The sequence below is a fragment of the Cryobacterium psychrotolerans genome, from assembly GCF_900101115.1.
In the GTDB taxonomy this organism is placed as follows: domain Bacteria; phylum Actinomycetota; class Actinomycetes; order Actinomycetales; family Microbacteriaceae; genus Cryobacterium; species Cryobacterium psychrotolerans.
In genome coordinates, this window is record NZ_FNFU01000010.1 from 1 (window position 1) to 24034 (window position 24034).

Here is a 24034-nt window from a genome sequence, read left to right on the forward strand (position 1 = left end):
GGCGCCGCTGATCCGCTCGTACACCGAGTTCGCGTCGGCCGCGGAGAGGTACGCGTTCAACCAGGCCATGCCGTCCCGGGCCGGCACGAGCTGCACCTGCCGGTCGGTGATGCACTTCGCGTGCCGGGTGGTGATCGTGTCGGGGTGAGCCTTCTCCCTTGCTCTGCGGGCGGTGCCGTCGAACTTCGCGACGGTGAGTTTCCGGGCATCGGGCAGCAGAGCCGATTCGAACCCGGCCCGGGCGTCTTTGGGCAGGGACCAGACGTGGTCCATGAGTGCTTTCGCGTGCCGGTAGCTGATCTCGCCCTGCTGCAGGGCCGTGCGGGTGGCCGCGAGGTCGTGCACGAGGGACTCGCTCTCGACCAGGAGCCGTTCCGCGCTGCCCTCGGGGACCCGCAGCGCACAGGCCAGCTCGGCCACCAGCGACCGCCGGGCCATCTTCGCCGCGTCCGTGCTGAACGGGCTCGACGCGAACGGACCCGGCGCCCGTGTCGCCGCCTCCCGCTCGCTTCGCACCCGCAACTGGTCGATCGCGTCGGCCCGCATGCCGAGACCGCCGCGAGCATCCGATCGGTCGCAGCGACGACATCCACCAGTTCGGCCATGGTCCCGTCGCCGGGCCGGCCGGGCTCGCTGCCCTCGGGCCTGCCGTCCCCGGGCTTGCCATCCCCGAACTCATTGTCCGGGTAAGTCAGGTACTCAGTGATGAGGTCCATGAGAACAGTCAATACCCGACCACCGACATTCGAAGGCGGCGACCCCAGAGCCTCGTAGGCTGGTCAGATGAGCCTTCGCAACAACCTGACCGACCTGATGATGCGGGCGATGAGCGGCGGGCATCGGGCCCTGCTGAAGCTGTCCGGCGGCCGGCTCCTGCGGTCGATCGGCACGATGCCGGCCGTCGAACTTCACACGATCGGGCGCGCGACCGGCCATCACCGGTCGACGATGCTCACGGCACCCGTGCACGGCGAGGGACGCTACGTCCTGGTCGCCTCCAAGGGTGGCGGGGACCGTAACCCCATGTGGTACCTGAACCTCGTCGCCAATCCGGATGTCGAACTCACGGTTGACGGCGCGACAACGCCCATGCGGGCCCGCACCGCCACCGCCGCGGAGAAGGCCGAGCTGTGGCCGAAGATCGTCGCCGCCTACCGCGGCTACGCGGACTACCAGCGCAGGACGACGCGGGACATCCCCGTGGTGATCTGCGAACCGCGCTAACCGACGAAGCTGACTACACGGTCGGCAGGAGCTCCACCGCGCGCACCCGCGGGAAGGCCGGCGGGTTGACCCCGGCCATCTCTTCGAGCACCCGGATGACCTGGCAGCTGTAGCCGAACTCGTTGTCGTACCAGACGTAGAGGATGGCCTTTTTGGCGGTGACGATCGTGGCCAGCCCGTCGACGATGCCGGCCCGGCGAGAGCCGAGGAAGTCGGTGGAAACCACCTCGGGCGAGTCGATGAAGTCGATCTGCTTGTGCAGGGTCGAGTTCAGCGACATCGTGCGCAGGTAATCGTTCAGCTCGTCCTTCGTCGTGCCGTTGACCAGGTTGAGGTTCAGGATCGCCATCGACACGTCGGGCGTCGGCACTCGGATGGCGTTTCCGGTGAGCTTGCCGGCCAGTTCGGGCAGCGCCTTGGCGACGGCCTTCGCCGCGCCGGTCTCGGTGAGCACCATGTTCAGGGCGGCCGAGCGGCCCCGTCGTTCGCCGGAGTGGAAGTTGTCGATGAGGTTCTGGTCGTTCGTGAACGAGTGCACGGTCTCGACGTGGCCGTCGACGATGCCGTACCGGTCCATGACGGCCTTGAGCACCGGCGTGATCGCGTTCGTGGTGCAGGACGCCGCCGTGACGATGGCGTCGTCGTCGGTGATCGCGGAGTGGTTGATGCCGTGCACGATGTTCTTGAGCTCGCCCTTGCCGGGCGCGGTGAGCAGCACCCGTGCGACTCCGGGGCAGGCGAGGTGCTGGGAGAGGCCCTCCGCGTCACGCCAGCGGCCGGTGTTGTCGACGACGATGGCGTCGTGGATGCCGTAGGCCGTGTAGTCGATGCTGGCCGGGTCGCCCGAGTAGATGACCTGGATCAGCGTGCCGTTGGCGAGGATCGTGTTGTTGGTCGTGTCGACCGAGATCGTGCCCTCGAACGGGCCGTGCACGGAGTCGCGACGCAGCAGGCTGGCACGCTTGATGATGTCGTCGTCCGAGCCCCTGCGCACGACGATGGCCCGAAGCCGCAGACCCTGGCCGCCGCCGGCGTGTTCGATCAGGATGCGGGCGAGCAGGCGGCCGATTCGGCCGAAGCCGTAGAGCACGACGTCGGTGCTCGTGCTGTCGCCCTGTCCCCACCGGTCGACGACCTCGGCCAGTTCCTCGCGGAGGAATTCGTCGAGCGTGCGGCCGGCACCGTCGCGCTTCCAGGCGGCGCTGAGCCGGGCCAGGTCGATCGAGGCGGCGCCCAGTCCGAGGGTGCAGAGCGCCTGGAGCAGCGGCAGGGTCTCCTCGAGCGGCAGTTCGACATCGTCGACCTGACGGGCGAAGCGGTGGGCCTTGAGCAGGCCGACGACCGACTGGTTGACCAGGCTGCGGCCGTGCACCGAGGTGACGACGTGGTTGTCCCGGTACAGCCGGCCGATGAGGGGAATCATCGCTTCGGCCAGTGCCTCCCTGTTGATCCAGGTTTCGCGGGCGCGGTCAGATGCGTGAGTCAAGAACAGCCTTCTGGTCGGTGAACGGGTGGTGCTACTCGTCGAGCGCGAGCTCCTTGGGAAGCTCAAATTCCTTGGATGCGAGTTCTTCCACGTTGACGTCCTTGAAGGTCAGCACGCGAACCGACTTCACGAAGCGGTCTGAGCGGTAGACATCCCACACCCACACATCCTTCATGGTCAGCTCGAAATAGAAGTCGTGCTCCGTGTCACGGCGAACGAGTTCAACCTCGTTGGCCAGATAGAAGCGCCTCTCGGTCTCGACGACGTATTGGAACTGTCCAACGACATCCCGGTATTCGCGATACAGGGCCAACTCGACTTCGCGGTCGTAGTCCTCGAACTCGTCTTCTTCCATGGTGACTCAATCCTACGCTGAGATCTTGAGCCAGGACTTGCGGTGCAGGTCGTTGGGCCCCAGCTCGACTATCGCGCCCATGTGCTGCGCGCTGCCGTAGCCCTTGTTCGTTGCCCAGCCGTAGCCGGGGTGCACGGCATCCGCCGTGATCATCAGGGCGTCGCGGTGCACCTTCGCGATCACGGATGCCGCGGCAACCGATCCGCAATCCTGGTCGGCCCGTACCCGGGTGACCACGGTCAGGGGCGTCTTCAGCGCCTTGTTCAGCCAGTCGTCAGCGCCGTCCAGGAGTACGACGCTGCCGGAAATGTCGACCCCGACGGCGAACAACTCGGTGAGGGCCCGTTTGCCGGCGAGCCCCAGGGCCGCCATGATCCCCAGGCTGTCGACCTCCTGGGCGGTGGCGAGCCCGACGGCGGAGTGCAGCGCCCAGGCTGCGGCCAGCGGGGCGAGCACCAGGCGCCGCGGTTCGCTGAGCAGTTTCGAGTCGCGCAAGCCCACCGGGAAGGGGCCGACGGTTGCGTTGATCACGGCGAATCCCACGGCCACCGGCCCGGCCAGGGCGCCGCGCCCGACCTCGTCGCAGCCGATCACACAGTTCGCTCCCCCGGCCAGGAGAGCGAGTTCGGTCTCGAGGTCGGGCTCGACGACGGCCATCATCACCTAATCGCGCGCCTCGTCGACCCCGCTGAACACGGCCGGGTAGTCATCCAGCCAGCCCCAGCGGTTCAGAGGCCAGCTGATCACGAAGGCGCGGCCGACGACGTTGTCCATCGGCACGAACCCCTTGCCGGGGGTGGTGCCGTTGTACCGGGAATCCTTGGAGTTGTAGCGGTTGTCGCCCATGACCCACAGGGAGTCCGCAGGAACGACGACGTCGAAGTCATCCTTGGACACCTCGGTTTCCCCGGGCGGAAGAGACACGTACGGTTCCTCAGAAAGCGGAACGCCATTCACGCTCATCTGGCCGAGGGCGTTGCAGCAGACGACGTGGTCGCCCGGCAGTCCGATCACGCGCTTGATGAGATGGTCGTTGCTGTCGGGAGCCGACAGTCCGACGACGGACAGGATCCAGTCGATCCCGGCCACGATGGCGTTCTGTTCCACCGGCAGCTGCGGCGGCAGCCATCCGCCCGGATCGCGGAACACGACGACGTCGCCGTGTTCGACCGGGAACATCCCGGGCTGGAGCTGGTTCACGATGATCCGGTCGTTCAGCAGCAGCGTCTGCTCCATCGAACCGGAGGGGATGTAGAACGAGCGGATCAGGAAGGTCTTGATCATGAACGAGATGAGCAGCGCGACCACGAAAATGATTACGAGGTCGCGAAGGAATAGTCCGACGCCGCGCTTCTTGCGCCGCGTCTCTGATTCCAGGCGATCTGATCGCGTGGGCAGAGTGTTTTCTGTCATTAAACCGCCTGAGCTCCGCACCCAGTTTAGGGGTGAGGAGCTCAGGGACGAATTCCCGGGGGCCTGCGAATCCGCTGTGAAGCGGGAGCAGACGCGGAATTAGTTGAAGCGCTTTTCCTTGATCTTGGCCTTCTTGCCACGGAGGTTGCGCAGGTAGTACAGCTTCGCGCGGCGCACGGCGCCGCGGGTGACGACCTCGATGTGGTCGATGACGGGAGAGTGCACCGGGAAGGTACGCTCGACGCCGACCTGGAAGCTCACCTTGCGAACGCAGAAGGTTTCGCGAACGCCTTCACCGGAGCGGCCGATAACGACGCCCTGGAAGACCTGGACGCGCGAGCGGGTGCCTTCAACGATGTTGACGTGGACCTTGACGGTGTCGCCGGCCCGGAAGGCGGGGATGTCTTTCCGCAGTGACGGGGCATCCACCTGGTCGAGAATATGCATGGTTTTTCGCTCTCTGTACCCGCCACAGGTCGACTACGAATAATGCTTCGCCACACGCGGTCCGCGCGTCGCCTCAGCAACCGATAAGTCAATGTGTGCCGCACACGGCGAATCTCCCCTGTGGCAGAGGTTTACCGCGGCACAAACGCCTATTCTGTCACGAAACCGGGCCGGACAGCAAAGCGGGCGCTCAGGGGTTCGTGGGCTTCTCCGGGATGACGATCACGTTGGGGTCGACAGGACGGGTTGGCCCGAGGTTGGTGGTGCCGAGGATCGTGGTCTCGGTGACCAGGGGTCCGGACGTGGAGTCGATGAACTCGATGACCTGGCGCACACGACGCCGAGCGGCGTCGAACAACTCCCAGAGCGCGAACCAGAATGCCGCGATGCCGGCCAGGACGGCCAGCAGCCACACCCCCGGCGCATCCGCCGCGTTGAACACGAGCCCGATGACGAGCGCGTGCCACAGGCCGAAGACGCCGACGTCCGGCCAGGAGACGGCCCTGGTCTCCCGCACCTCAGCGCGGGCGTAGACGAGCAGCGCGACGGCGAGCAGGGCGACGCCGAGCGCGATCGCGCCGATGATCACCCCGAGCACTTCCCAGGCGCCGGCGCCGAAGATCGACGAACCGACGAGCAGCCACACGGGAAGCGCGCCGATGGCGATGAACTGCCAGTAGTAGAAGATCCTGCGAACGATCACAGGACCAGATTATCCCTGCCCGCCGTCGATTTCCTCGGAGTTCGCTGGGGGCAGAAGGTCGGGACGCACCCGTGCGGTGCGCTCGAGCTGCTGCTCCCGGCGCCAGGCGGCGACGGCCCCATGGTTGCCGCTGCGCAGCACCGGCGGCACGTCGAGCCCGCGCCAGAGCGCCGGCTTGGTATAGCTGGGGTATTCGAGCAGCCCGTCCTCGTGCGACTCCTCGACGAGGCTTTCCGGGTTTCCCACGACGCCGGGAATGAGGCGGCCGATCGCCTCGACCATGGCCATGACCGCGACCTCTCCCCCGTTGAGCACGTAGTCGCCGAGGCTGATTAGCCGCACCCGGCCGCGACTGGCGAAATGGTCGAAGACGCGCTGGTCGATGCCCTCGTAGCGCCCGCAGCCGAAGATCAGGTTCGGCTCCTCGGCGAGTTCACGGGCGGTGGCCTGGGTGAACTGCTCTCCCGCGGGCGACGGGAAGATGAGCACCGGGCCGGTTGCGGCATCCGCCACCTCGGCGGGCACGGCGTTGGTCGCGGCGCCCGTGTCGGCGAGGATGCCGTCAAGCGCCTCACCCCAGGGCTCCGGCTTCATGACCATGCCGGCGCCGCCGCCGTACGGGGTGTCGTCGACGGTGCGGTGCCGATCGTGGGTGGAATCGCGCAGGTCGTGCACGCGCAGGTCGATCAGGCCGGTCTGGCGGGCCTTGCCCAGCAGCGAAATGTCGAGCACCCCGAAGAACTCGGGAAAGATCGTGACAATGTCGATGCGCATGGCTGCGAGTCTACCGATCCGCCCTTCCGCCCTTCCGCGAAACCGCAGTTGTGCGCGCTAAGACGGGCGAATGACGCGCACAACTGCAGTTTCGCGGGATGTTACGGGTGAGCTCGGCCGGGGGGTCGTCGGGCCGCGCTGTCGGCGAGTCGGCGCGACGCGTGGGACGAAACCGACGAACCGGGGGTTACTCTCGGCAGACCGTCTCTCGACGGCGCTGGCCCGACTGCCCGACTCGCACGAGTGGATGATGGACCTCGTCGACTCGGGCTGCGGGTCCGGCCTGGAAACACTCACGCGGCTGGGGCTTAGGGCACACAACGTGACAGTCCGCTGCCAGGTGCATGTCCCCGGGATCGGTTGGCTGGACCTTCTTGTCGGTGACCGTCTCGTCGTGGAACTGGACAGCCAGAGGCACCACGACAACCCACAGGCATACGAGCGGGACCGCGCGCGCGATCTTGCGCTGGTCGAACTGGGCTACATCGTCGTTCGGGTGACCCACCGACGGGTCATGCAGGATTGGGCGTCGGTCGAACGGGCACTTCTGGCCATCGTTCGGAGACAAGAGCACCGCTGGCAGCCCCTCCATCGGGCCGCGGGGTTGGCCGTGACGCTCGACTGAGCGTCCTGCGGCCAATCACCGACTGGGCGCGCCGTTGATCCGGCCGCCGCAGTACTCGGGCGATAACTCCAAGCTGTGGCGGCACGCAGACCCCGTCGAGCGACGCGAGCGGCCAGGGCTGGGGATTAAGAGTATTCCGCCCTCCCGCGAAACCGCAGTTGTGCGCGATAAAAGGCGCGAATGACGCGCACAACTGCAGTTTCGCGGGGTGTTACGGGGCGGGAGGCGCTTCTGGGGCGGATGCGGCGGCATCCGCTTCGGGCAGCGTTTCCGCGGGGGCTTCGGGCTCCTCGGGGATCTCCTCGAAGAGTCCGGGAGGCGGGGTGATGGTGATGATGCCGGCCTTGACGTCGACGGACGGCACGATCGCCTTGACGAACGGCACCATGACCTCACCGGCCGGCGTCTTGACGATGAGCAGGTCCTGCGCGGGCAGGTGCTCGAGCCGGGCCAACGTGCCGACCTGGATGCCGTCGCGGACGACGGCGAGCCCGACCAGCTGGTGGTCGTACCAGGCGTCTTCCTCGTCCGACTGCTCGGCCGAGTCCTGGTCGATCCAGAGGATCGCCTTGGCCAGGGTTTCCGCCGCTTCGCGGTCGGGAACATCCTTGAAGAACCCGACGGCGTGCTGGTTGTACCAGCGCAGCTCGACGAGTTCGAGAGTCTTGCCGTGCCAGGGGGAGCTGGTCGGCACCTGGAGGGTGAACACGGCGCCCGGGACGAAACGTCGCCCCGGGTCATCCGTGAACAGTTCCAGCTTGATTGCGCCCTTGAGGCCATGGGCCTTCGTCAGGCGCCCCACGCGTAGCTGGGTGCGCTGCGGCGTGGAGTCGCTCACGTTAGAAATCAGTGTCAACGACGTCGACACGAACGCGCTTGCCGTCGGCCAGCGCGGCCACGAGGGTGCGCAATGCCTTGGCGGTGCGACCGGCGCGACCGATCACCCGGCCGAGGTCCTCGGGGTTCACACGAACCTCGAGAACATCGCCACGGGGTGAGTTCTTTGCAACAACGTGCACATCGTCCGGGTGATCAACGATCCCCTTGACGAGGTGCGCCAGCGCGGGAGCGAGCAAGATTACGCCTTGTCCTCGGTGGCCTCGGCGTCAGCCTCGGTCGTTTCGGCTGCGGGAGCCTCTTCCTTGACGACGGGCTTCTCGGCCTTCGGCTTGAGAACGGGCTTCTTCTTCTCGTCGGCGACGAAAGGAACCTTCGGCTCCTTGATCTTGACGGTGCTCTTGGCGTTCTTGTCGCCCTTGAAGATGCCCCAGTCGCCGGTCAGCTTGAGGAGAGCGGCAACCTGCTCGGTCGGCTGTGCGCCGACGCCGAGCCAGTACTGCGCACGCTCGGACTTGACCTCGATGACGGAGGGCTCCTGCGTGGGGTGGTAGATGCCGATCTCTTCGATGACGCGGCCATCGCGCTTGGTGCGCGAGTCGGCGACAACGATGCGGTAGTACGGTGCACGGATCTTGCCCATGCGCTTCAGACGGATTTTGACAGCCACAATTCTCCTGTGTTAGTGATGTTTGGCGAACTGACAGCCGTGAGCGTGGGGGCACACTCGGAGCAAGCTCAATATGGTTTTCCTGCGTCTGATTAGAGGGTCGGACGGCAAGAGAACTCGACTAACCATTCTGTCAGACATCCCCCCGTTTGTGATAATCGGATCTCGCGGTGTCAGGATTGTTCGCAGACGCGGCTCCTCGAGCTGCTGCCGGCACCAGCAGAGGAGCGCACATGGGAATGGAATTCGCCCCCTCGGCTCGGTCGTCCGTGGGCATCGAGTGGGAAGTCGCGCTCGTCGACAACGCGACCGGCGACCTGGTCCCCCTCGCCGCCGAGGTGCTCGACGCTCTCCGCGCCGACGACGGGTCCCCGCACCCGCAGATCACCGGCGAACTCCTGCTGAACACGATCGAACTCGTCTCCGGCGTGCACACGAACGTCGCCGGGGCGGTCGCGGATGTCGTCGCCCAGCTGGACGAGGTGCGCGCCGTGACCGAGCCGCGCGGCGTGGGCGTCATCTGCAGCGGCTCGCATCCGTTCAGCCAGTGGTACGAGCAGGAGATCACCGACAAACCCCGCTACCACCGCCTGATCGACCGCACCCAGTGGTGGGGCCGCAACATGATGATCTGGGGCATCCACGTGCACGTGGGGATAGAAGACCGGGCCAAGGTCATGCCGATCCTGAACGGCATGCTCACCTACATCCCGCACCTGCAGGCCCTGTCGGCGTCCAGCCCGTTCTGGGCGGGAGTCGACACCGGCTACGCTTCCAACCGCGCCCTCATGTTCCAGCAGCTGCCCACCGCCGGCCAGCCGTGGATGCTGCCCGACTGGGAGGCGTGGGAGCGCTACGTCGACGATATGACCGTCACGGGCATCATCGAGGATGCGACGGAGGTGCGCTGGGACATCCGGCCGTCAGCGCGCTGGGGCACGATCGAGGTGCGGGTCTGCGACGGAGTGTCGACGCAGCAGGAGCTCGGGGCCATCGCCGCCCTGATCCACTGCCTGGTCGAATGGATGTCGACGGCCCTGGACGCCGGCGAGGACGTGCCGACGATGCCGCCGTGGTTCGTGCGGGAGAACAAGTGGCGGGCGGCCCGGTACGGGCTGGGCGCCCGGGTCATCCTCGATGCTGCCGGAGCGGAACGGCCGGTCACCGAGGACATCCGCAGGCTCATCGACGTGCTCTCCCCCGTCGCCGAACGTCTGGGCTGCCTGCCGGAGTTGCTCCAGTTGAACCTGATCCTGAGCCACGGCGCCAGCTACCAGCGCCAGCTCGAGGTCGCGGAGGCGCACGGGGGAAGCCTGCCGGCCGTGGTCGCGGCGCTCAGCCGGGAACTCCGGACCGGGCTCGCGCTCTAAGAGGGCTGCCGGCGCGATGCCGGCACTATGGTTCCGGTACCGCACCGACGACGAGGCCGGAATTGGATTGCGATATCTGAGGCTCCCGTTCTCCATCCCCCCGCAGTTGCCACGCACTGGAAACGCCGTGCGCTGATCACGGGCCTGGTGGCGGTCATCTGCGGCGTCGCGGTGATGGGGGCGTCATTTCTGCCGTGGCTGGGCGCGGCCAGGGGCGAGACGCTGAGTGGCTGGGACATCTTCGTTCTTCAGCGAGATACGGGCGGCGGGACACTGCTCGTGCTGGACTTTTTCACAGACTCGGACGGTCGTTCCTACGCGTTTCTCACCGGGCTGGGCGCGCTCGTCGGTGGACTGGGCATAGCCGTGCTGACGGTTGTCTTCGTTCCGTGGTCCGTGTGGCTGCGGGGCAGGCATCTGACCGTCGCCCGGAGGAGGCCGGTGAGCCTGGCCCTGATCACCGTCGTGCAGACCCTGCTCCTTGCGGGGGCCGGGGCGATTGTGATTGTGCCGACCGCCTACCCCTTTTTTGCGGCCGCCGACGCATCGGGTGCCACGCTCGAGTTCGGTCTTGTCGTCGTGTGGGCGGCTGCCATCGTGGGGATGGGCTGCTCGCTTTCCGGCGTCTATACCGCGTGGGACACGTCAAAACGGCCGCTCGTGAACGTGTTGGTGTCGCCCACCTTCGTTGCAGTCGGGGTGGCGGCTGCCGTCTATTTTCTCGTGATCGGGTGACGGCAGAGCGCACGGCAGTCATCGTGCGTGACGGCCCGCTGTTACCTACGCCCGGTCGTAGGCCGCCCGCAGCCAGCCGATCAGTTCGTCGTCGATCTCGTCCTGGGCCGTCACCCAGACCTTGTGGGTGCACATGCCGCCGGCTTCGAGCAGCCGTTCGGTCGGAGGGGTGCCCGTGAGGTTGATGCCGACCTGCAGTCTCTTGCTGCCCGGCTCGATCAGCGCGAACTGCTTCGACCGGCGCAGCGACACGGTCGCCTTCTTCGGTGCGATCTCGACGTCGGGGCCGAAGCCGGACACGGCCGCGACGAGCGCGTCGTAGGTCGGGCGGAGGGCTGCCTTCGGTCCCGTGTACTGGGCTGCGACGAGGGCGTCGTCGCCCTGGTCTGTGTCCCGGGCGCGGAAGAGCAGCACGATGCTGTTCGCGAAGCCATGGCCCAGCCCGTGCTCCCGCTTGAGATGGTTCATCAGGTCGGTGTGTTTGCCAAGCCCGGTCGCCTCCAGCACCACGAACCACTCCTCGAGGGAATGGCCGGTGTTCACCGCAAGACTGTTGATCATCGATTGCGTTCCGGGATCCATGGTGCCGAGTCAATCGCATCCGGCCGCATGGCGGAAGGGGCTCACCGATCAGAGCGCGTTCTTGCTGTCGCGCCAGGCGAGCCAGTCGACCACGGGCGCGAGGTCGTAGCGCGGGCCGGACACCCCGATCGTGAACAGCCGCGTGCCGAGGGCGTACAGCTCGTCGGCCTCGTCGACGCTGCGCCGGCGCAGCTCGGTGGAGATCTCGATCTCGGCGATGTCGCGGCCGACGGCGTCGCACCAGCCGGCCAGCACGCCCAGCTTGTGCTCGAGCACCTGCGGGTTCGAGAAGGAATGCCAGATGTCGGCGTGCCTGGCGACGATGCGCAGCGTCTTCTTCTCGCCTCCGCCGCCGATCAGCACGGGGATGTCGCGGAGCGGCGGGGGGTTCAGCTTCGCCCATCGGGCCTCGATCCGCGGCAGGGCCGCCTCGAGGGCATCCAGGCGGGTCCCCACCGTGCCGAACTCGTAGCCGTACTCGTCGTAGTCGCGCTCGAACCAGCCCGATCCCGTGCCGAAGATGAAGCGCCCGCCGCTGATCTGGTCGATCGTGCGGGCCATGTCGGCCTGCAGGTCGGGGTTGCGGTAGCTGTTGCAGTTCACCAGGGCGCCGAGCTGGATGGTCGAGGTCTGCTCGGCCCACGCCGCCAGCAACGTCCACGACTCGAAGTGCAGGCCGTTCGGATCGCCGGTCAGCGGGAAGAAGTGGTCCCAGTCGAAGACGACGTCGACCCCGAGGGCTTCGATCTCCGCCACCGTGTCCCTGATCGTGCCGATGGTGCCGTGTTGCTGGGCGACCTGCACGCCGAGGCGCACCGGCAGGACGGGTGCTGGGCTCATGCGGGCTGGGCTCATGCGGGCTGGGCTCATGCGGGCTGGGCTCATGCGGGCCAGACTACGCCTGCGGTTTCAGCCGTTGCTCGCGGCCGGCGACGAGGGTCGCCGTCACCTCGCCGGCGGCATCCATCAGGGTCAGCGTGTCGCCGTCGACGGCCACCGTCTTCGCGTCGGCGAAGAGGGTGGGCAGATCTTTGCCGTCGCAGTAGATGAGGGTGTGCGGCCCTGCAGTCGTCGTGATGGCGCCGCCGGATTCGAGCTCCCAGGTGCCCCGCACGCCGTTGCAGCCGTCGGAGCCGGCCCAGGTGCCATCGGCGGCGATCGTCAGGAACGGCTGGGTCTGCACCTGGAAGGTCGCGTCGACGACCCAGGTTCCGACCAGGTCCTCCGGGGCGGGGCCGGCCGGGGCGCTGCTGGGCGGCCCGGAAGGCCGGTCGCCGGACGGCCCGGCGCCGGTTGCGCACCCGGCCAGGAGGGCGACCGCAAGGACGGCGGCGGTGAGGGCCAACGCGCCAAGGATGAGAACGAGACGTGTGTTGCGCGTGCGCATCCGCTGCCTCCCCGCTAGATGAGTGGTGTGAGCCTACCGCCCGAGCATCTTCTGCAGGGCGGCCATTTCTTCTTCGCTCGGACCGCCGGGCTTCTGCGCCCCGCCGCCCAGCCCGAAGCCCGAGCCGCCCGGAACGCCCGACTCGGCGGCCGGCTTCTCGCCGGCCGCCAGGGCCGCGTTCTCCGCCGCTCGCCTGGCCGGGTTGCCCGACTTCGAGCCCTTCTTCTTCGGCTGCTGCTTGCCGCGACCGCCACCGAAGCTGCCGCCGGGGATCGGGCCCATGCCCGGGATGTTCGGCGTGCCTCCGCGGGCGACGGTCTTCATCATCTTCGCGGCCTGCTCGAAGCGCTGGACGAGCTGGTTGACCTCGGTGACGGTCGAGCCGGCACCGCGGGCGATCCGCAGCCGGCGGGATCCGTTCAGCAGTTTCGGAGTGGCCCGCTCGGCCTTCGTCATCGACTGGATGATCGCCTCGGTGCGCACGATCTCGCGCTCGTCGAAGTTCTCCAGCTGCGCCTTCATGGCGCCGGCGCCCGGCAACATGCCCATCATCTTCTTGATCGAACCCATGTTGCGCAGCTGCTGCATCTGGCCGAGGAAGTCGTCGAGGGTGAAGGTGTCGGTCGAGAACTTCTCGGCCATCTTGCGGGCTTCGTCCTCGTCGAACGCGCCCTGCGCCTGCTCGATCAGGGTGAGGATGTCACCGAGGTCGAGGATGCGGCTGGCCATGCGGTCGGGGTGGAACGGCTCGAAGTCGTCGAGGCTCTCGCCCGTGGACGCGAACATGATCGGCCGGCCGGTGAGGGAGGCGATGGACAGCGCTGCGCCACCGCGCGCGTCGCCGTCGAGCTTGGTCAGAACCACGCCGGTGAAGTCGACGCCGGCCTGGAACGCCCGGGCCGTGCTCACTGCGTCCTGCCCGATCATGGCGTCGATGACGAAGAGAACCTCGTCCGGGTCGATGGCGGCGCGGATGTCCGCGGCCTGCTTCATCATGTCGGCGTCGACGCCGAGGCGGCCGGCCGTGTCCACGATGACGACGTCGTGCAGTTTCTGCTGGGCGAACTTCACGCCGTCGCGCGCGACCCGGACCGGATCACCCACGCCGTTGCCGGGCTCGGGCGCGTAGACGGGCACGCCGGCCTGGGCGCCGACGACCTCGAGCTGGGTGACCGCGTTCGGGCGCTGCAGGTCGGCCGCGACGAGGATGGGCGTGTGGCCGTCTTTGGCCAGCCACTTCGCGAGCTTGCCCGCGAGCGTGGTCTTGCCGGCACCCTGCAGGCCGGCCAGCATGATGATGGTGGGCGGCTTCTTGGCGAATTCGAGGCGGCGCTGCTCGCCGCCGAGGATCTGCACGAGCTCCTCGTTGACGATCTGCACGACCTGCTGGGCCGGGTTCAGCGCCTTGTTGACCTCGTCGCCGAGGGCGCGTTCGCGCACCTTGCCGGTGAACTCCTTGACGACCTCGAGCGCGACATCCGCTTCGAGCAGGGCGCGACGGATCTCGCGGACCGTGCCGTCGACATCCGCGGCGGAGAGCTTGCCCTTCGTGCGGAGATTCTTGAAGGTCTCGGCGAGGCGATCTGAGAGGTTTCCAAAAGTAGCCATTGTGAACCCAGTTTACGTGCCGCCGTCAACCCGAGACTGCAGTTGTGCCGCTTATTCGGCACGGATAACGCGCACAAGTGCGGTTTCGCGGGGAGGGGTCAGCTTTCGATGGCGAGGGCCACGGTGTCGCCGTGCACATCGATCGTGACGACGATCAGGGAATCTGTGTCGTCGGGGCTGATCGAGTAGTCGAGCAGGGCGAAGTGTCCCTCGCTGGCGCTGTGGTGCGGGTGGAAACCCACCCGCTGCAGCCGCAGGGAGCGCAGGAAGTCGATCTGCTTGTCGCCCGAGTCCCAGATGATGGCGTCGTCGAGGGCCTCGGCGTCCATCTCCTCGAAGTGCGCCTCGATGTAGTGCGCGGTGAGGCTCTTCTCGGAGCTGAGGTCGGCGACGAGCGACTCCCTGGCCGCGGCGTCGAGTTCTTCGAGCGAATTGATCATCGCGGCGGCGATGTCGAGCGCCTCGACCGAGACCGAATCCTCGTCCGGGGAGCTGAGGTCGACCTCGACGGCCTGGTCGCCGAGTTCCGCGGACTCCGACCAGTACACCTCGCCCTCATCGTCGCTGCCGAGAATGCCGAAGAAATCGTGTTCGATGGTCATGAGTGGTTCCTATCCGACGAGTTTTTTAGCGAAGACATGCGGCGTGAATCCGGTGAGGTCGTTGATGCCCTCACCCTGGCCGACGAGTTTGATGGGAATGCCCGTTTTCTCCTGCACGGCCAGCACGAAGCCGCCCTTGGCCGACCCGTCGAGCTTGGTGAGCACGAGCCCGGTCACGCCGGCGTGCTCGATGAACGCCTCGGCCTGGGCAAGGCCGTTCTGGCCCGTGGTGGCGTCGAGCACGAGGAGCACCTCGGCGATCGGGGTCTGCTTCTCGATCACGCGGCGGATCTTGGTGAGTTCGTCCATCAGCCCGCTCTTGGTCTGGAGTCGGCCCGCGGTATCGATGATCACGATGTCGATGCCGTTCTTGATGGCCTTCTCGACCGTCTGGAAGGCGACGGATGCCGGGTCCTGGCCCTGCGCCTGCGGCCGCACGATGTCGGCGCCGGCCCGCTCGGCCCAGGTCGCCAGCTGCTCGACGGCGGCCGCACGGAACGTGTCGGCGGCCCCGATCAGCACGCTGCGGTCGTAGCCCCGGAGGAACTTGGCGAACTTGCCGATGGTCGTCGTCTTGCCGACGCCGTTGACGCCGACCACCAGCACGATCGCGGGGCGCGCGCTGAGCGTGAGGGTGGAGTCGAGCCTGGCGAGGCGTTCCTCGATGCCCTCGCGGAGCATCCGCTGCAGGTCGGTCGGGTCGGTGGTGTTGTACTTCGCGACCTTCGCCCGCAGTTCGGTGAGGATGCCGTCGGTGACGTCGGGGCCGAAGTCCGCCTGGATCAGCGCGTCTTCGAGGTCCTCCCAGGTCTGCTCATCGATCGTCGGCTTCGCGAACATGCCGCGCAGCGCGCCGGAGAGTGACCAGGAGGTGCGTTCAACCATGCCCCTAGCCTAGGGCGCGCGCCGGGTCATCCGGGGGTGGCATCCCCCCGGCGCCGGGTCGATAATCGCTTCGGGTCCGGTTGGACCAGGGGGAACACAACCCATCGAACAGCCATCGAAAGGAACCTCCATGTCGCAAACCACCGAGATGGATCCCACCCTGAGCGCCCTCGCCGCCTCCTTGGGCGGGCGACTCATTCGTCCCGGCGACGCCGACTGGGACACGGTCAGGGCGCCGTGGAACCGGGCGGTCGAACAAGACCCTGCCGCGGTCGCCATCCCCGCCACCGTGGACGGCCTGCGGCAGATTGTGGCCGCGGCCCGCGCCGGGCGTTTCGAGATCGCCGTGCAGCCGAACGGCCATGGCGCGAGCGGCGACGTGCGCGGCTGCATCCTGGTACGCACCTCCGCCTTCGACGAGGTGACGGTGAACGCAGACGAGCGCTACGCCCGGATCGGTGCCGGCGTCAAATGGGGCGCCGTGCTGCCGCGCCTGACGGGAACGGGCCTGATCGCCCTGGCCGGCACGAACCCGGACGTGACCGTCGCCGGGTACCTGCTCTCGGGCGGGCACTCCTGGTTCAGCCGCTGGAAGGGACTCGCCGCCCACTCCATCCGCGCCATCGAGTTCGTCGAGGCGCACGGGCGCTCCCGCCGGTTGGACTCGGCCCACGGCTCCGCCGAGGGTGACGCCGAGCTGCTCTGGGCGATGCGGGGCGCGGCCGGAATGCTGGGCATTGTCACGGCCCTCGAAATCGACCTGTACCCCGCTCCGGCCCTCTTCGGCGGGAAGATCCTGTTCCCGATCGAGGCGGCCGGCGCCGTGCTCGACGCGGTCGCCGCGATCATGGCCACGGCACCGGATGAGCTGACGATGTTCGCCGGGCTGATCAACATGCCCGACGTGGAGATGGTGCCCGAGCCGATGCGCGGTCACAGCTTCGCGACCGTCGACGTCGTCTTCGTCGGCGACGCCGACACGGCCGGTACGCTCCTGGCCCCGCTGCTCTCCGCCGTGCCCGTCATCGCCAACCTCATGCAGCCGTTCGACATCGGGCACCTGGGCGAGGTCGCGGCCGAACCCTCGGATCCGGTCGGGAGCCTGGACTGGAACGCGGCGATCAGGGGGCTCGGCGACGACGGATTCGCGCCGCTGATCGAGGCCTTCAGGGAGGCGACGCCCGCCGGGCTCACCATGGTGCAGCTCCGGCCGCTCGGGGGCGCGATAGCCGATCCGGCGCCGGATGCGACGGGCATCGTCGGGCATCTCGAGTCGAAATACCTGGTGTTCGCCGGCGCGATCCTGCTGGATCCGAGCCGCAGGATCGATCCGGCGGCAGTGTTCGGACCCATCGACCGGGCCCTGACGGGGATGACCGAACGGCGCATGGTGCCGACGCTGCTCTCCCCCGGCCAGGACCTCTCCGCCGCCCTCCCGCCGGAAAGCCTGGCTCGACTCGGGAAGGTGAAATTCGCCCACGACCCGGACAGCCTGTTCCGGAGCAATCGGCGCCTGCCCGGCTGACTCTGCCCGGCCGACGACGCGCGACGTAACACCGCGGGCGTCGGCCCACAGAATGGAAGGGTGACGACCACCGCCCCCGCGCTCGCCGGCATCGCCCACGGCACCTCCTCGCCCGCCGGCCAGGCCGCCGTGGCCGCCCTCATGCGCGCGGTCGCCGATGCCGAGCCGCTGCTCACCGTCGCGCTCGGCTTCGTCGACGTGCAGCACCCGGATGCGCCGGAAACCCTGGCCGCGCTTCCGGCCGGACTGCCGGCGGTCGTTGTTCCCCTGCTGCTGTCGGCCGGCTACCACGTGCACGTCGACCTCACCGAGGCGGTGCGCGCGGTGACCGACCGCACCGTGCTGCTGGCCGGCGCCCTCGGTCCCGACGACCGGATCGTCGAGCTGCTGCGGGACCGGCTGGAGCAGGCCGGCCTCCGGGACGAGGACGTGGTCGTGCTCGCCGTGGCGGGGTCGAGCGACGCCAGGGCGGTCGCGGATTGCCGCGTCGTCGCCGAGCGCCTCGCGGCGGCATCCGCTCGCCCGGTTGGCCTCGGCTTCCTGTCCGCCGCGGAGCCGAGGCTGGCCGACGCGATCGCGGCCGCCCGGCGGGACAACCCCGGGCGACGCATCGTGGTCAGCAGCTACCTGCTCGCCCCTGGCTTTTTCCAGGACCTCGTCGAGGGCGCCGGGGCAAGCATCGCCACCTCACCTCTGCTGGTTCCGGGGTCCGCCGTTCCTCGGCAGCTCGTCGACGTCGTGGTCGACCGTTACCGCTCGGCGCGGGCGCCGGCACAGTAGACCGGGCTGTCTCTTCGCGCGCCCGTGTGACGCCCCACTACCCCGCGTGACCGGCCGTGACCGGCCCGCGTGACGGGGGCTCGGGCGCTGGCTACCGTCGTACCCAGCGCAGTTGTCGGACACCGTTTTCCGTCCGCGACTGGCCGATACAAAAGGAGCAGACCATGTCGCCCAGCCCGACCCCCAGCATCACCAGCGCCGCGCCCACGCGCCCGCCGCGACCGGCAACGCGCCCCCACGGACAGTGGAAGGTCGACGGCACCGCCCCGCTCAACGGCAACGAGAAGTGGAAGCAGGAGGACGGCGGGCTGAGCGTACGGGAGCGGATCGAGCAGGTCTACTCCATGCAGGGCTTCGACTCGATCGAGGACACCGACCTGCACGGCCGATTCCGCTGGTGGGGGCTGTACACGCAGCGCAAGCCCGGCATCGACGGCGGCAAGACCGCCACGCTCGAGCCACATGAGCTCGAGGACAAGTTCTTCATGCTCCGTGTGCGCATCGACGGCGGCCAGCTCACCACCGCCCAGTTGCGGGTCATCGGCGAGATATCCGAGGAATTCGGCCGGGACACCGCCGACCTCACCGACCGGCAGAACATCCAGCTGCATTGGATCAGGGTCGAAGATGTCCCCGAGATCTGGCGCCGCCTCGAAGCCGTCGACCTGCAGACCACGGAGGCCTGCGGCGATGTGCCCCGCGTCGTGCTCGGCTCCCCCGTTGCCGGCATCGCCGTCGACGAGCTGCTGGACCCGACCGACGCGATCACCGAGATCACGGCGAGGTACATCGGCGTCCCCGAGCTGGCGAACCTCCCGCGCAAGTTCAAGACGGCCCTGACCGGCCACCCGAGCCAGGACGTCGTGCACGAGATCAACGACGTCGGCTTTGTCGCCCTGCGGCACCCGGAGCTCGGCCTCGGCTACGACCTCTGGGTCGGCGGCGGCCTGTCAGCCAGCCCCCGCCTCGGCGAGCGCCTGGGCGCCTTCGTCTCCCCCGACAAGGTCGCCGACGTCTGGCTCGGCGTCGCCTCCATCTTCCGCGACTACGGCTACCGGCGGCTGCGCAACAAGGCCAGGCTGAAGTTCCTGCTCGCCGACTGGGGACCGGAGAAGTTCCGCAGGGTGCTCGAGGACGAATACCTCCACGAGGCACTGCCCGACGGCCCGCCCGCGCCCACCCCGACGCAGCAGGGCGACCACGTCGGCGTGCACAAGCAGAACGACGGAAAGTTCTACATCGGAGTCACGCCCTTCGTCGGGCGCGTCTCCGGCACCATGCTCACCGGGCTCGCCGACCTGCTCGAGCGGCACGGCTCGGGCCGGCTGCGCACCACGCCACACCAGAAACTCGTGCTCCTCGACATCAGCGAGGAAGACGTCGAACCGCTGATCACGGCGCTCGACGCGCTCGGCCTGGCCGCCCGTCCGAGCCTGTTCCGCCGCTCGACGATTGCGTGCACCGGGATCGAGTTCTGCAAGCTTGCGATCGTCGAGACCAAGCAGACCGCAACCGACGCCGTGCTCGAACTGGAGACACGCCTCGCCGGCCTCGACCTGCCGCAGCCGATCAGCCTGCACGTCAACGGATGCCCCAACTCCTGCGCCCGCATCCAGACCGCCGACATCGGCCTCAAGGGGCAGCTCCTCTCCGACGGAGCCGGCGGCCAGGTGCCCGGGTTCCAGGTGCACCTCGGCGGCGGGCTCGCCTCCGTCGGCCGCGATGAGGCCGGCCTCGGCCGCACGGTGCGCGGCCTCAAGGTGACCGCCGTCGACCTGGCCGACTACGTGGAACGGATCGTCCGCCGCTTCCTCGCCGACCGGGCCGAGACGGAAACCTTCGCCCAATGGGCGCACCGAGCCGACGAGGAGGCGCTCCAGTGAGCCGTATCGATGTCAACCAGCCCGATGTCAACCAGCCCGCGGCCGGGCGGCGCAGCGTAGAGCAGCTCCGTTCTCTGTCGGAACAGGGCGCGATCGAACTGGGCGAGGCATCCGCCGCCGAGGTCATCGCCTGGGTCGCCCGCAACTTCGGGACCGACGCCGTGGCGGTGGCCTGCTCGATGGCGGATGCCGTGCTGCCGCAGCTCGTCGCGCAGCAGCTGCCGGGCGTGGATGTGCTGTTCCTCGACACGGGCTACCACTTCCCGGAGACTCACGCCACCAGGGACACCGTCGCCGGCACCCCGGGCGTCACCATAGTCGACGTGCTGCCGGAGCAGAGCGTTGCCGAGCAGGACGCCGCCTGGGGCAAGGACCTCTTCGCCCGCGACCCCGGCCAGTGCTGCGCGTTGCGCAAGGTCGCTCCGCTGCAGCGCACCCTCGCCGGGTACGAACTCTGGTTCACCGGTGTGCGCCGCGACGAGGCGCCGACCAGGGCCGGCACACGTCTCGTCGAATGGGACGAGCGCAACGGCCTGGTCAAAGTGAACCCGCTCGCCGCCTGGACCTTCGACGAGCTGATCGACTACGCCGCCGCCCACGGCGTGGCCGTCAACCCGCTCCTGGCCCAGGGGTTCCCGTCCATCGGCTGCGCCCCGTGCACGAAACCCGTCGCCGCCGGCGAAGACCCCCGTTCCGGCCGCTGGGCCGGACTCGAGAAAACAGAATGCGGACTGCACCTATGAGCGCCCACGACATCGCCACGGCACCCCCGGCAGCCGCGGCACCCCCGGCGACCGCGCGCCCGCACCGCCTGACCCAGCTGGACGTGCTCGAGAGCGAGGCGATCCACATCATCCGCGAGGTGGTCGCCGAATTCGAGCGCCCGGTGCTGCTGTTCTCCGGCGGCAAGGACTCCGTCGTCATGCTCCACCTCGCCGCGAAGGCGTTCTGGCCCGGCCGCGTGCCGTTCCCGGTGCTGCACGTCGACACCGGCCACAACTTCCCGGAGGTCATCGCGTTCCGTGACGCCACGGTCGCCCGGCTCGGCGTCACCCTCGAGGTGGCCGGCGTGCAGGACTACATCGACGACGGCCGACTGCAGGAACGCGCCGACGGCACCCGCAACCCGCTGCAGACGGTGCCCCTGCTCGACGCCATCGCGGCCGGCCGGCACGACGCCGTCTTCGGCGGCGCCCGGCGCGACGAGGACAAGGCCCGCGCCAAGGAGCGCATCATCTCGCTCCGCGACGAGTTCGGCCAGTGGGACCCGCGCAACCAGCGCCCCGAGCTCTGGAACCTCTACAACGGCCGCCACACGGTCGGCCAGCACGTGCGCGCCTTCCCGATCAGTAACTGGACCGAACTGGATGTCTGGCGCTACATCGAACGCGAAGGCATCGAGTTGCCCCCGCTCTACTACGCCCACGACCGCGAGGTCTACCTGCGCGACGGCATGTGGCGCGCGGTCGGGCCGGTCAGCGCCCCGCTGGCCCACGAAACCGTCTCGCGGCGCACCGTGCGCTACCGCACGGTCGGCGACATGAGCTGCACCGGCGCCGTGGAATCGGATGCCGCATCCGTGCACGCCGTCGTGCGGGAGGTCGCCCAGTCGACGCTCACCGAGCGGGGAGCCACCCGGGCCGACGACCGCATCTCCGAGGCCGCCATGGAAGATCGCAAGAGAGACGGGTACTTCTAATGACCGACACACTCCTGACCGAAGCCGTGTGGCCGAGCGCGCTGCAGGGAAGCCCGCTCCAGGGCACGCTGTTCCGCTTCGCCACTGCCGGCTCCGTCGACGACGGCAAATCCACGCTCGTCGGCCGGCTGCTGCACGACTCGAAAGCGATCCTCGCCGACCAGCTCGACGCGGTCACCCGCACCTCGTCCGAGCGCGGCTTCGGCGGCGCGGCCGGCGGAATCGACTTCGCCCTGCTCACCGACGGCCTCCGCGCCGAGCGGGAACAGGGCATCACCATCGACGTCGCCTACCGCTACTTCGCCACCGCCCACCGCTCGTTCATCCTCGCCGACTGCCCCGGCCACGTGCAGTACACCCGCAACATGGTCACCGGCGCGACCACCGCCGACGCGGTCGTCGTGCTCATCGACGCCCGCAAGGGCGTGCTCGAGCAGACCCGCCGCCACCTCTCGGTGCTGGCCCTGCTCCGCGTGCAGCACGTCATCGTCGCGGTGAACAAGATCGACCTGCTGGGCTACGACGAGGCCGCGTACACCGAGGTCGCCGCCGACGTGCGCGCCGTCACCGCCGAGCTCGGACTCGGCGCCGTGCACGTCATCCCCGTGTCGGCCCTGGTCGGCGACAACGTCGTCGACCGCTCCCCGCACACCCCGTGGTACCACGGCCCGAGCCTGCTCGAGCTGCTGGAGACTCTCCCCCTCGTCGACGAAATCGAAAGCGAGACCCGGGCCTTCCGCCTGCCCGTGCAGCTGGTCCTCCGCCCGCAGGGCGCCGTCGTGGTGCCCGAGGAAGACGCCCCCCGGTACCGCGACTACCGTGCCTACGCCGGCCAGGTCGCATCCGGCACGCTGCGCGTCGGCGACACCGTCACCGTCAGCCCCGGCGGCGGCAGCACCGTCGTCACCGGCATCGACTTCGCCGGAGCGGAACTCGACCTGGCCTTCGCCCCGCAATCGGTGGCGCTGCGGCTGCGGGACGACCTCGACATCGCCCGCGGCGCCGTGATCGCCGCGGCCGGCACCCTGCCCCCGCAGGTGAAGGAGCTGACCGCCGCGCTGTTCTGGCTCGACGCCAGGCCGCTCGCGGCCGGCGCCCGGGTGCTGGTGAAATTCGGCACCTCCACGATCCAGGCCATCGTGCCGGAGATCACCGGACGCCGCAGCCTCGACACCCTCGCGATCGAGACCGCCGACCGCCTCGAGGTCAACGACATCGGCCAGGCCACGGTTCGGCTTGCCTCCGCGCTGCCGCTCGAAACGTACGCGGAGAACCGCCGCTCGGGCGCGTTCCTCGTCATCCACCCGCAGGACGGCGCAACGCTCGCCGCCGGGATCGTGCTCGCCGCCGGCGGTGCCTCGTGAGCCGGGCCGGCCCCCGCGGTATTGCGGCCGCGCTCTTCCCCGCGCTGCTGGCCGCCGGGCTGGTCGCCGGGCTGAGCGGATGCTCGGCGAGCGCCTCCGCGGATGCCCCGGCCGGCGGCCCTGCCGCCGAACTCCGGCTCGGCTACTTCGACAACGTCACCCACGCTCCGGCCCTCGTCGGGCTGGAAAAGGGGTTCCTCCAGGACTCCCTCGGCGACACCGAACTGACCGCCCAGGCCTTCGCCGCCGGCCCGGCGGTCATCGAGGCGCTCAGCGCCGGCGCCATCGACGCCGCCTACGTCGGCCCCAACCCGGCCGTGAACACCTTCGTGCAGAGCGCGGGCGCCTCGGCGCGCGTCGTCGCCGGGGCGGCCAGCGGCGGCGCGGCCCTCGTGGTACGGCCGGGCATCGACACTCCGGCCGATCTGGCCGGCACGACCCTGGCGACCCCGCAGCTCGGCAACACCCAGGACGTCGCCCTGCGCGCCTGGCTCGGCACGGAGGGCTTCGAGACCGACACCACCGGCGGCGGCGACGTGCGCATCACCCCGACCGAGAACGCCCAGACCCTCGCCCTGTTCCAAAGCGGGGAGATCGACGGGGCCTGGCTCCCCGAGCCGTGGGTGTCCCGCCTCGTGATCGAGGCCGGCGCCGAGGTGCTCGTCGACGAGGCGTCCCTCTGGCCAGAAGGTGCCTTCCCCACCACCGTGCTGCTCGTGGGGAGCGACTTCCTCCGGGACCACCCGGACACCGTGCGCGCCCTGCTCGCCGGGCACACGGCATCCGTCGCCTGGCTCGACGGTCACGCCGACGAGGCTGGCGCCGTCATCAACGCCCGCCTGGCCGCCGACACCGGCAAGCCGCTGCCGGGCGCCGTGATCGAACGCGCGCTCGGCGCGGTGCGGTTCACGACGGATCCGCTCGCCGGGACGTTCCCCACGCTGCTGCGGGCCGGCGTCGACGCCGGCACGGCCAAGCAGGGGAACCTCGACGGCCTGTTCGACCTGTCGCTTCTGAACGCCGTGCTCGCCGAGTCCGGCGCCGACCCGGTCTCGGCCGCCGGCCTCGGGGCGGAGTAGA

At 68.8% G+C, this 24034-nt stretch carries 28 protein-coding genes; 11 read left to right on the plus strand and 17 right to left on the minus strand.

All coding sequences use genetic code 11. The features are described from left to right. Nucleotides 1–546: DUF222 domain-containing protein (locus tag BLQ39_RS09630; protein WP_143006464.1), on the minus strand; the 546-nt coding region annotated here is incomplete at its 3' end. Between the two features lie 237 nt (nucleotides 547–783). Here BLQ39_RS09630 and BLQ39_RS09635 point away from each other — a divergent pair. After that, on the plus strand, nucleotides 784–1224 hold the full coding sequence (locus BLQ39_RS09635; RefSeq protein ID WP_092323583.1) for a nitroreductase family deazaflavin-dependent oxidoreductase: 441 nt from the start codon (nucleotides 784–786) through the stop codon (nucleotides 1222–1224). A 13-nt stretch (nucleotides 1225–1237) separates the two neighbouring features. Here BLQ39_RS09635 and BLQ39_RS09640 read toward each other — a convergent pair whose 3' ends face one another. From BLQ39_RS09640 to trmD, 7 genes are all read right to left on the minus strand, one after another. After that, nucleotides 1238–2710, minus strand: a complete 1473-nt coding sequence (locus BLQ39_RS09640) for a glyceraldehyde-3-phosphate dehydrogenase (RefSeq protein WP_092323585.1) — start codon at nucleotides 2708–2710, stop codon at nucleotides 1238–1240. A gap of 31 nt (nucleotides 2711–2741) precedes the next feature. Then, nucleotides 2742–3065, minus strand: a complete 324-nt coding sequence (locus BLQ39_RS09645) for a DUF2469 family protein (RefSeq protein WP_066596196.1) — start codon at nucleotides 3063–3065, stop codon at nucleotides 2742–2744. 12 nt (nucleotides 3066–3077) lie between these two features. Further along, nucleotides 3078–3725, minus strand: a complete 648-nt coding sequence (rnhB, locus tag BLQ39_RS09650; protein ID WP_422386379.1) for a ribonuclease HII — start codon at nucleotides 3723–3725, stop codon at nucleotides 3078–3080. Between the two features lie 3 nt (nucleotides 3726–3728). Next, a complete protein-coding gene (lepB, locus tag BLQ39_RS09655; protein WP_092323586.1) occupies nucleotides 3729–4478 on the minus strand; it encodes a signal peptidase I in 750 nt (249 codons plus the stop codon). Nucleotides 4479–4577: 99 nt separating this feature from the next. Continuing rightward, nucleotides 4578–4925, minus strand: coding sequence for a 50S ribosomal protein L19 (gene rplS / locus BLQ39_RS09660; protein WP_092323588.1), 348 nt, complete (start codon nucleotides 4923–4925; stop codon nucleotides 4578–4580). Between the two features lie 190 nt (nucleotides 4926–5115). Continuing rightward, nucleotides 5116–5628: a hypothetical protein gene (locus tag BLQ39_RS09665; protein ID WP_092323589.1), complete on the minus strand. Its 513-nt coding sequence runs from the start codon at nucleotides 5626–5628 to the stop codon at nucleotides 5116–5118. A 9-nt stretch (nucleotides 5629–5637) separates the two neighbouring features. Next, complete coding sequence (gene trmD / locus BLQ39_RS09670; RefSeq protein ID WP_092323591.1) at nucleotides 5638–6402, minus strand: tRNA (guanosine(37)-N1)-methyltransferase TrmD; 765 nt, start codon at nucleotides 6400–6402, stop codon at nucleotides 5638–5640. 247 nt (nucleotides 6403–6649) lie between these two features. Between trmD and BLQ39_RS09675 the strand changes: the two genes are divergently transcribed. Further along, entirely contained in the window at nucleotides 6650–7027 is a 378-nt protein-coding gene (locus BLQ39_RS09675) for an endonuclease domain-containing protein (RefSeq protein WP_134475269.1), read from the plus strand. Nucleotides 7028–7238: 211 nt separating this feature from the next. On the opposite strand, the gene rimM is transcribed toward BLQ39_RS09675, so the two are convergent. The 3 genes from rimM to rpsP are packed head-to-tail and all read right to left on the minus strand — an operon-like array spanning nucleotide 7239 to nucleotide 8534. Beyond that, nucleotides 7239–7865: a ribosome maturation factor RimM gene (gene rimM / locus BLQ39_RS09680; protein ID WP_092323594.1), complete on the minus strand. Its 627-nt coding sequence runs from the start codon at nucleotides 7863–7865 to the stop codon at nucleotides 7239–7241. Between the two features lies 1 nt (nucleotide 7866). Beyond that, nucleotides 7867–8103, minus strand: coding sequence for an RNA-binding protein (locus BLQ39_RS09685; protein ID WP_092323596.1), 237 nt, complete (start codon nucleotides 8101–8103; stop codon nucleotides 7867–7869). A 2-nt stretch (nucleotides 8104–8105) separates the two neighbouring features. Beyond that, on the minus strand, nucleotides 8106–8534 hold the full coding sequence (gene rpsP / locus BLQ39_RS09690) for a 30S ribosomal protein S16 (RefSeq protein WP_092323597.1): 429 nt from the start codon (nucleotides 8532–8534) through the stop codon (nucleotides 8106–8108). Nucleotides 8535–8767: 233 nt separating this feature from the next. Here rpsP and BLQ39_RS09695 point away from each other — a divergent pair, with 233 nt between their 5' ends. Then, nucleotides 8768–9904, plus strand: coding sequence for a glutamate--cysteine ligase (locus tag BLQ39_RS09695; protein WP_092323599.1), 1137 nt, complete (start codon nucleotides 8768–8770; stop codon nucleotides 9902–9904). 147 nt (nucleotides 9905–10051) lie between these two features. After that, nucleotides 10052–10639 carry a hypothetical protein gene (locus tag BLQ39_RS09700; protein ID WP_092323601.1) on the plus strand — a complete coding sequence of 196 codons (588 nt, stop codon included), beginning with the start codon at nucleotides 10052–10054 and terminating at the stop codon, nucleotides 10637–10639. 45 nt (nucleotides 10640–10684) lie between these two features. Here BLQ39_RS09700 and BLQ39_RS09705 read toward each other — a convergent pair whose 3' ends face one another. The 6 genes from BLQ39_RS09705 to ftsY all read right to left on the minus strand — a co-directional run bounded on the left by BLQ39_RS09705 (nucleotide 10685) and on the right by ftsY (nucleotide 15703). Beyond that, nucleotides 10685–11221 carry a DUF5655 domain-containing protein gene (locus BLQ39_RS09705; protein WP_092323602.1) on the minus strand — a complete coding sequence of 179 codons (537 nt, stop codon included), beginning with the start codon at nucleotides 11219–11221 and terminating at the stop codon, nucleotides 10685–10687. Between the two features lie 48 nt (nucleotides 11222–11269). Continuing rightward, nucleotides 11270–12061: an LLM class F420-dependent oxidoreductase gene (locus tag BLQ39_RS09710; RefSeq protein WP_092323604.1), complete on the minus strand. Its 792-nt coding sequence runs from the start codon at nucleotides 12059–12061 to the stop codon at nucleotides 11270–11272. Between the two features lie 55 nt (nucleotides 12062–12116). Further along, the gene (locus BLQ39_RS09715; RefSeq protein ID WP_092323605.1) at nucleotides 12117–12608 is read right to left on the minus strand and encodes an META domain-containing protein; all 492 of its coding nucleotides are present in this window, start codon (nucleotides 12606–12608) and stop codon (nucleotides 12117–12119) included. Nucleotides 12609–12641: 33 nt separating this feature from the next. After that, nucleotides 12642–14216 (minus strand): signal recognition particle protein, encoded by a 1575-nt coding sequence (gene ffh, locus BLQ39_RS09720; protein ID WP_092323607.1) that lies wholly within the window; start codon nucleotides 14214–14216, stop codon nucleotides 12642–12644. A gap of 98 nt (nucleotides 14217–14314) precedes the next feature. Next, nucleotides 14315–14818 carry a DUF2004 domain-containing protein gene (locus BLQ39_RS09725; RefSeq protein ID WP_092323608.1) on the minus strand — a complete coding sequence of 168 codons (504 nt, stop codon included), beginning with the start codon at nucleotides 14816–14818 and terminating at the stop codon, nucleotides 14315–14317. Nucleotides 14819–14827: 9 nt separating this feature from the next. Then, nucleotides 14828–15703: a signal recognition particle-docking protein FtsY gene (gene ftsY, locus BLQ39_RS09730; RefSeq protein WP_092323610.1), complete on the minus strand. Its 876-nt coding sequence runs from the start codon at nucleotides 15701–15703 to the stop codon at nucleotides 14828–14830. Nucleotides 15704–15833: 130 nt separating this feature from the next. Here ftsY and BLQ39_RS09735 point away from each other — a divergent pair, with 130 nt between their 5' ends. From BLQ39_RS09735 to BLQ39_RS09765, 7 genes are all read left to right on the plus strand, one after another. Continuing rightward, nucleotides 15834–17228 carry an FAD-binding oxidoreductase gene (locus BLQ39_RS09735; RefSeq protein WP_092323611.1) on the plus strand — a complete coding sequence of 465 codons (1395 nt, stop codon included), beginning with the start codon at nucleotides 15834–15836 and terminating at the stop codon, nucleotides 17226–17228. Between the two features lie 60 nt (nucleotides 17229–17288). Then, nucleotides 17289–18008, plus strand: a complete 720-nt coding sequence (locus BLQ39_RS09740) for a sirohydrochlorin chelatase (RefSeq protein WP_092323613.1) — start codon at nucleotides 17289–17291, stop codon at nucleotides 18006–18008. A 164-nt stretch (nucleotides 18009–18172) separates the two neighbouring features. Further along, entirely contained in the window at nucleotides 18173–19891 is a 1719-nt protein-coding gene (locus BLQ39_RS09745) for a nitrite/sulfite reductase (protein ID WP_092323614.1), read from the plus strand. Continuing rightward, nucleotides 19888–20634, plus strand: coding sequence for a phosphoadenylyl-sulfate reductase (locus BLQ39_RS09750; RefSeq protein ID WP_241982888.1), 747 nt, complete (start codon nucleotides 19888–19890; stop codon nucleotides 20632–20634). The genes BLQ39_RS09745 and BLQ39_RS09750 overlap by 4 nt, the downstream gene beginning before the upstream one ends. After that, nucleotides 20631–21590 carry a sulfate adenylyltransferase subunit CysD gene (gene cysD, locus BLQ39_RS09755; RefSeq protein WP_092323617.1) on the plus strand — a complete coding sequence of 320 codons (960 nt, stop codon included), beginning with the start codon at nucleotides 20631–20633 and terminating at the stop codon, nucleotides 21588–21590. Before BLQ39_RS09750 ends, cysD begins: the two co-directional genes overlap by 4 nt. Then, nucleotides 21590–22954 carry a sulfate adenylyltransferase subunit 1 gene (locus tag BLQ39_RS09760; RefSeq protein ID WP_092323619.1) on the plus strand — a complete coding sequence of 455 codons (1365 nt, stop codon included), beginning with the start codon at nucleotides 21590–21592 and terminating at the stop codon, nucleotides 22952–22954. Before cysD ends, BLQ39_RS09760 begins: the two co-directional genes overlap by 1 nt. After that, entirely contained in the window at nucleotides 22951–24033 is a 1083-nt protein-coding gene (locus tag BLQ39_RS09765) for an ABC transporter substrate-binding protein (RefSeq protein ID WP_092323620.1), read from the plus strand. The genes BLQ39_RS09760 and BLQ39_RS09765 overlap by 4 nt, the downstream gene beginning before the upstream one ends. Nucleotide 24034: the final 1 nt, after the last annotated feature.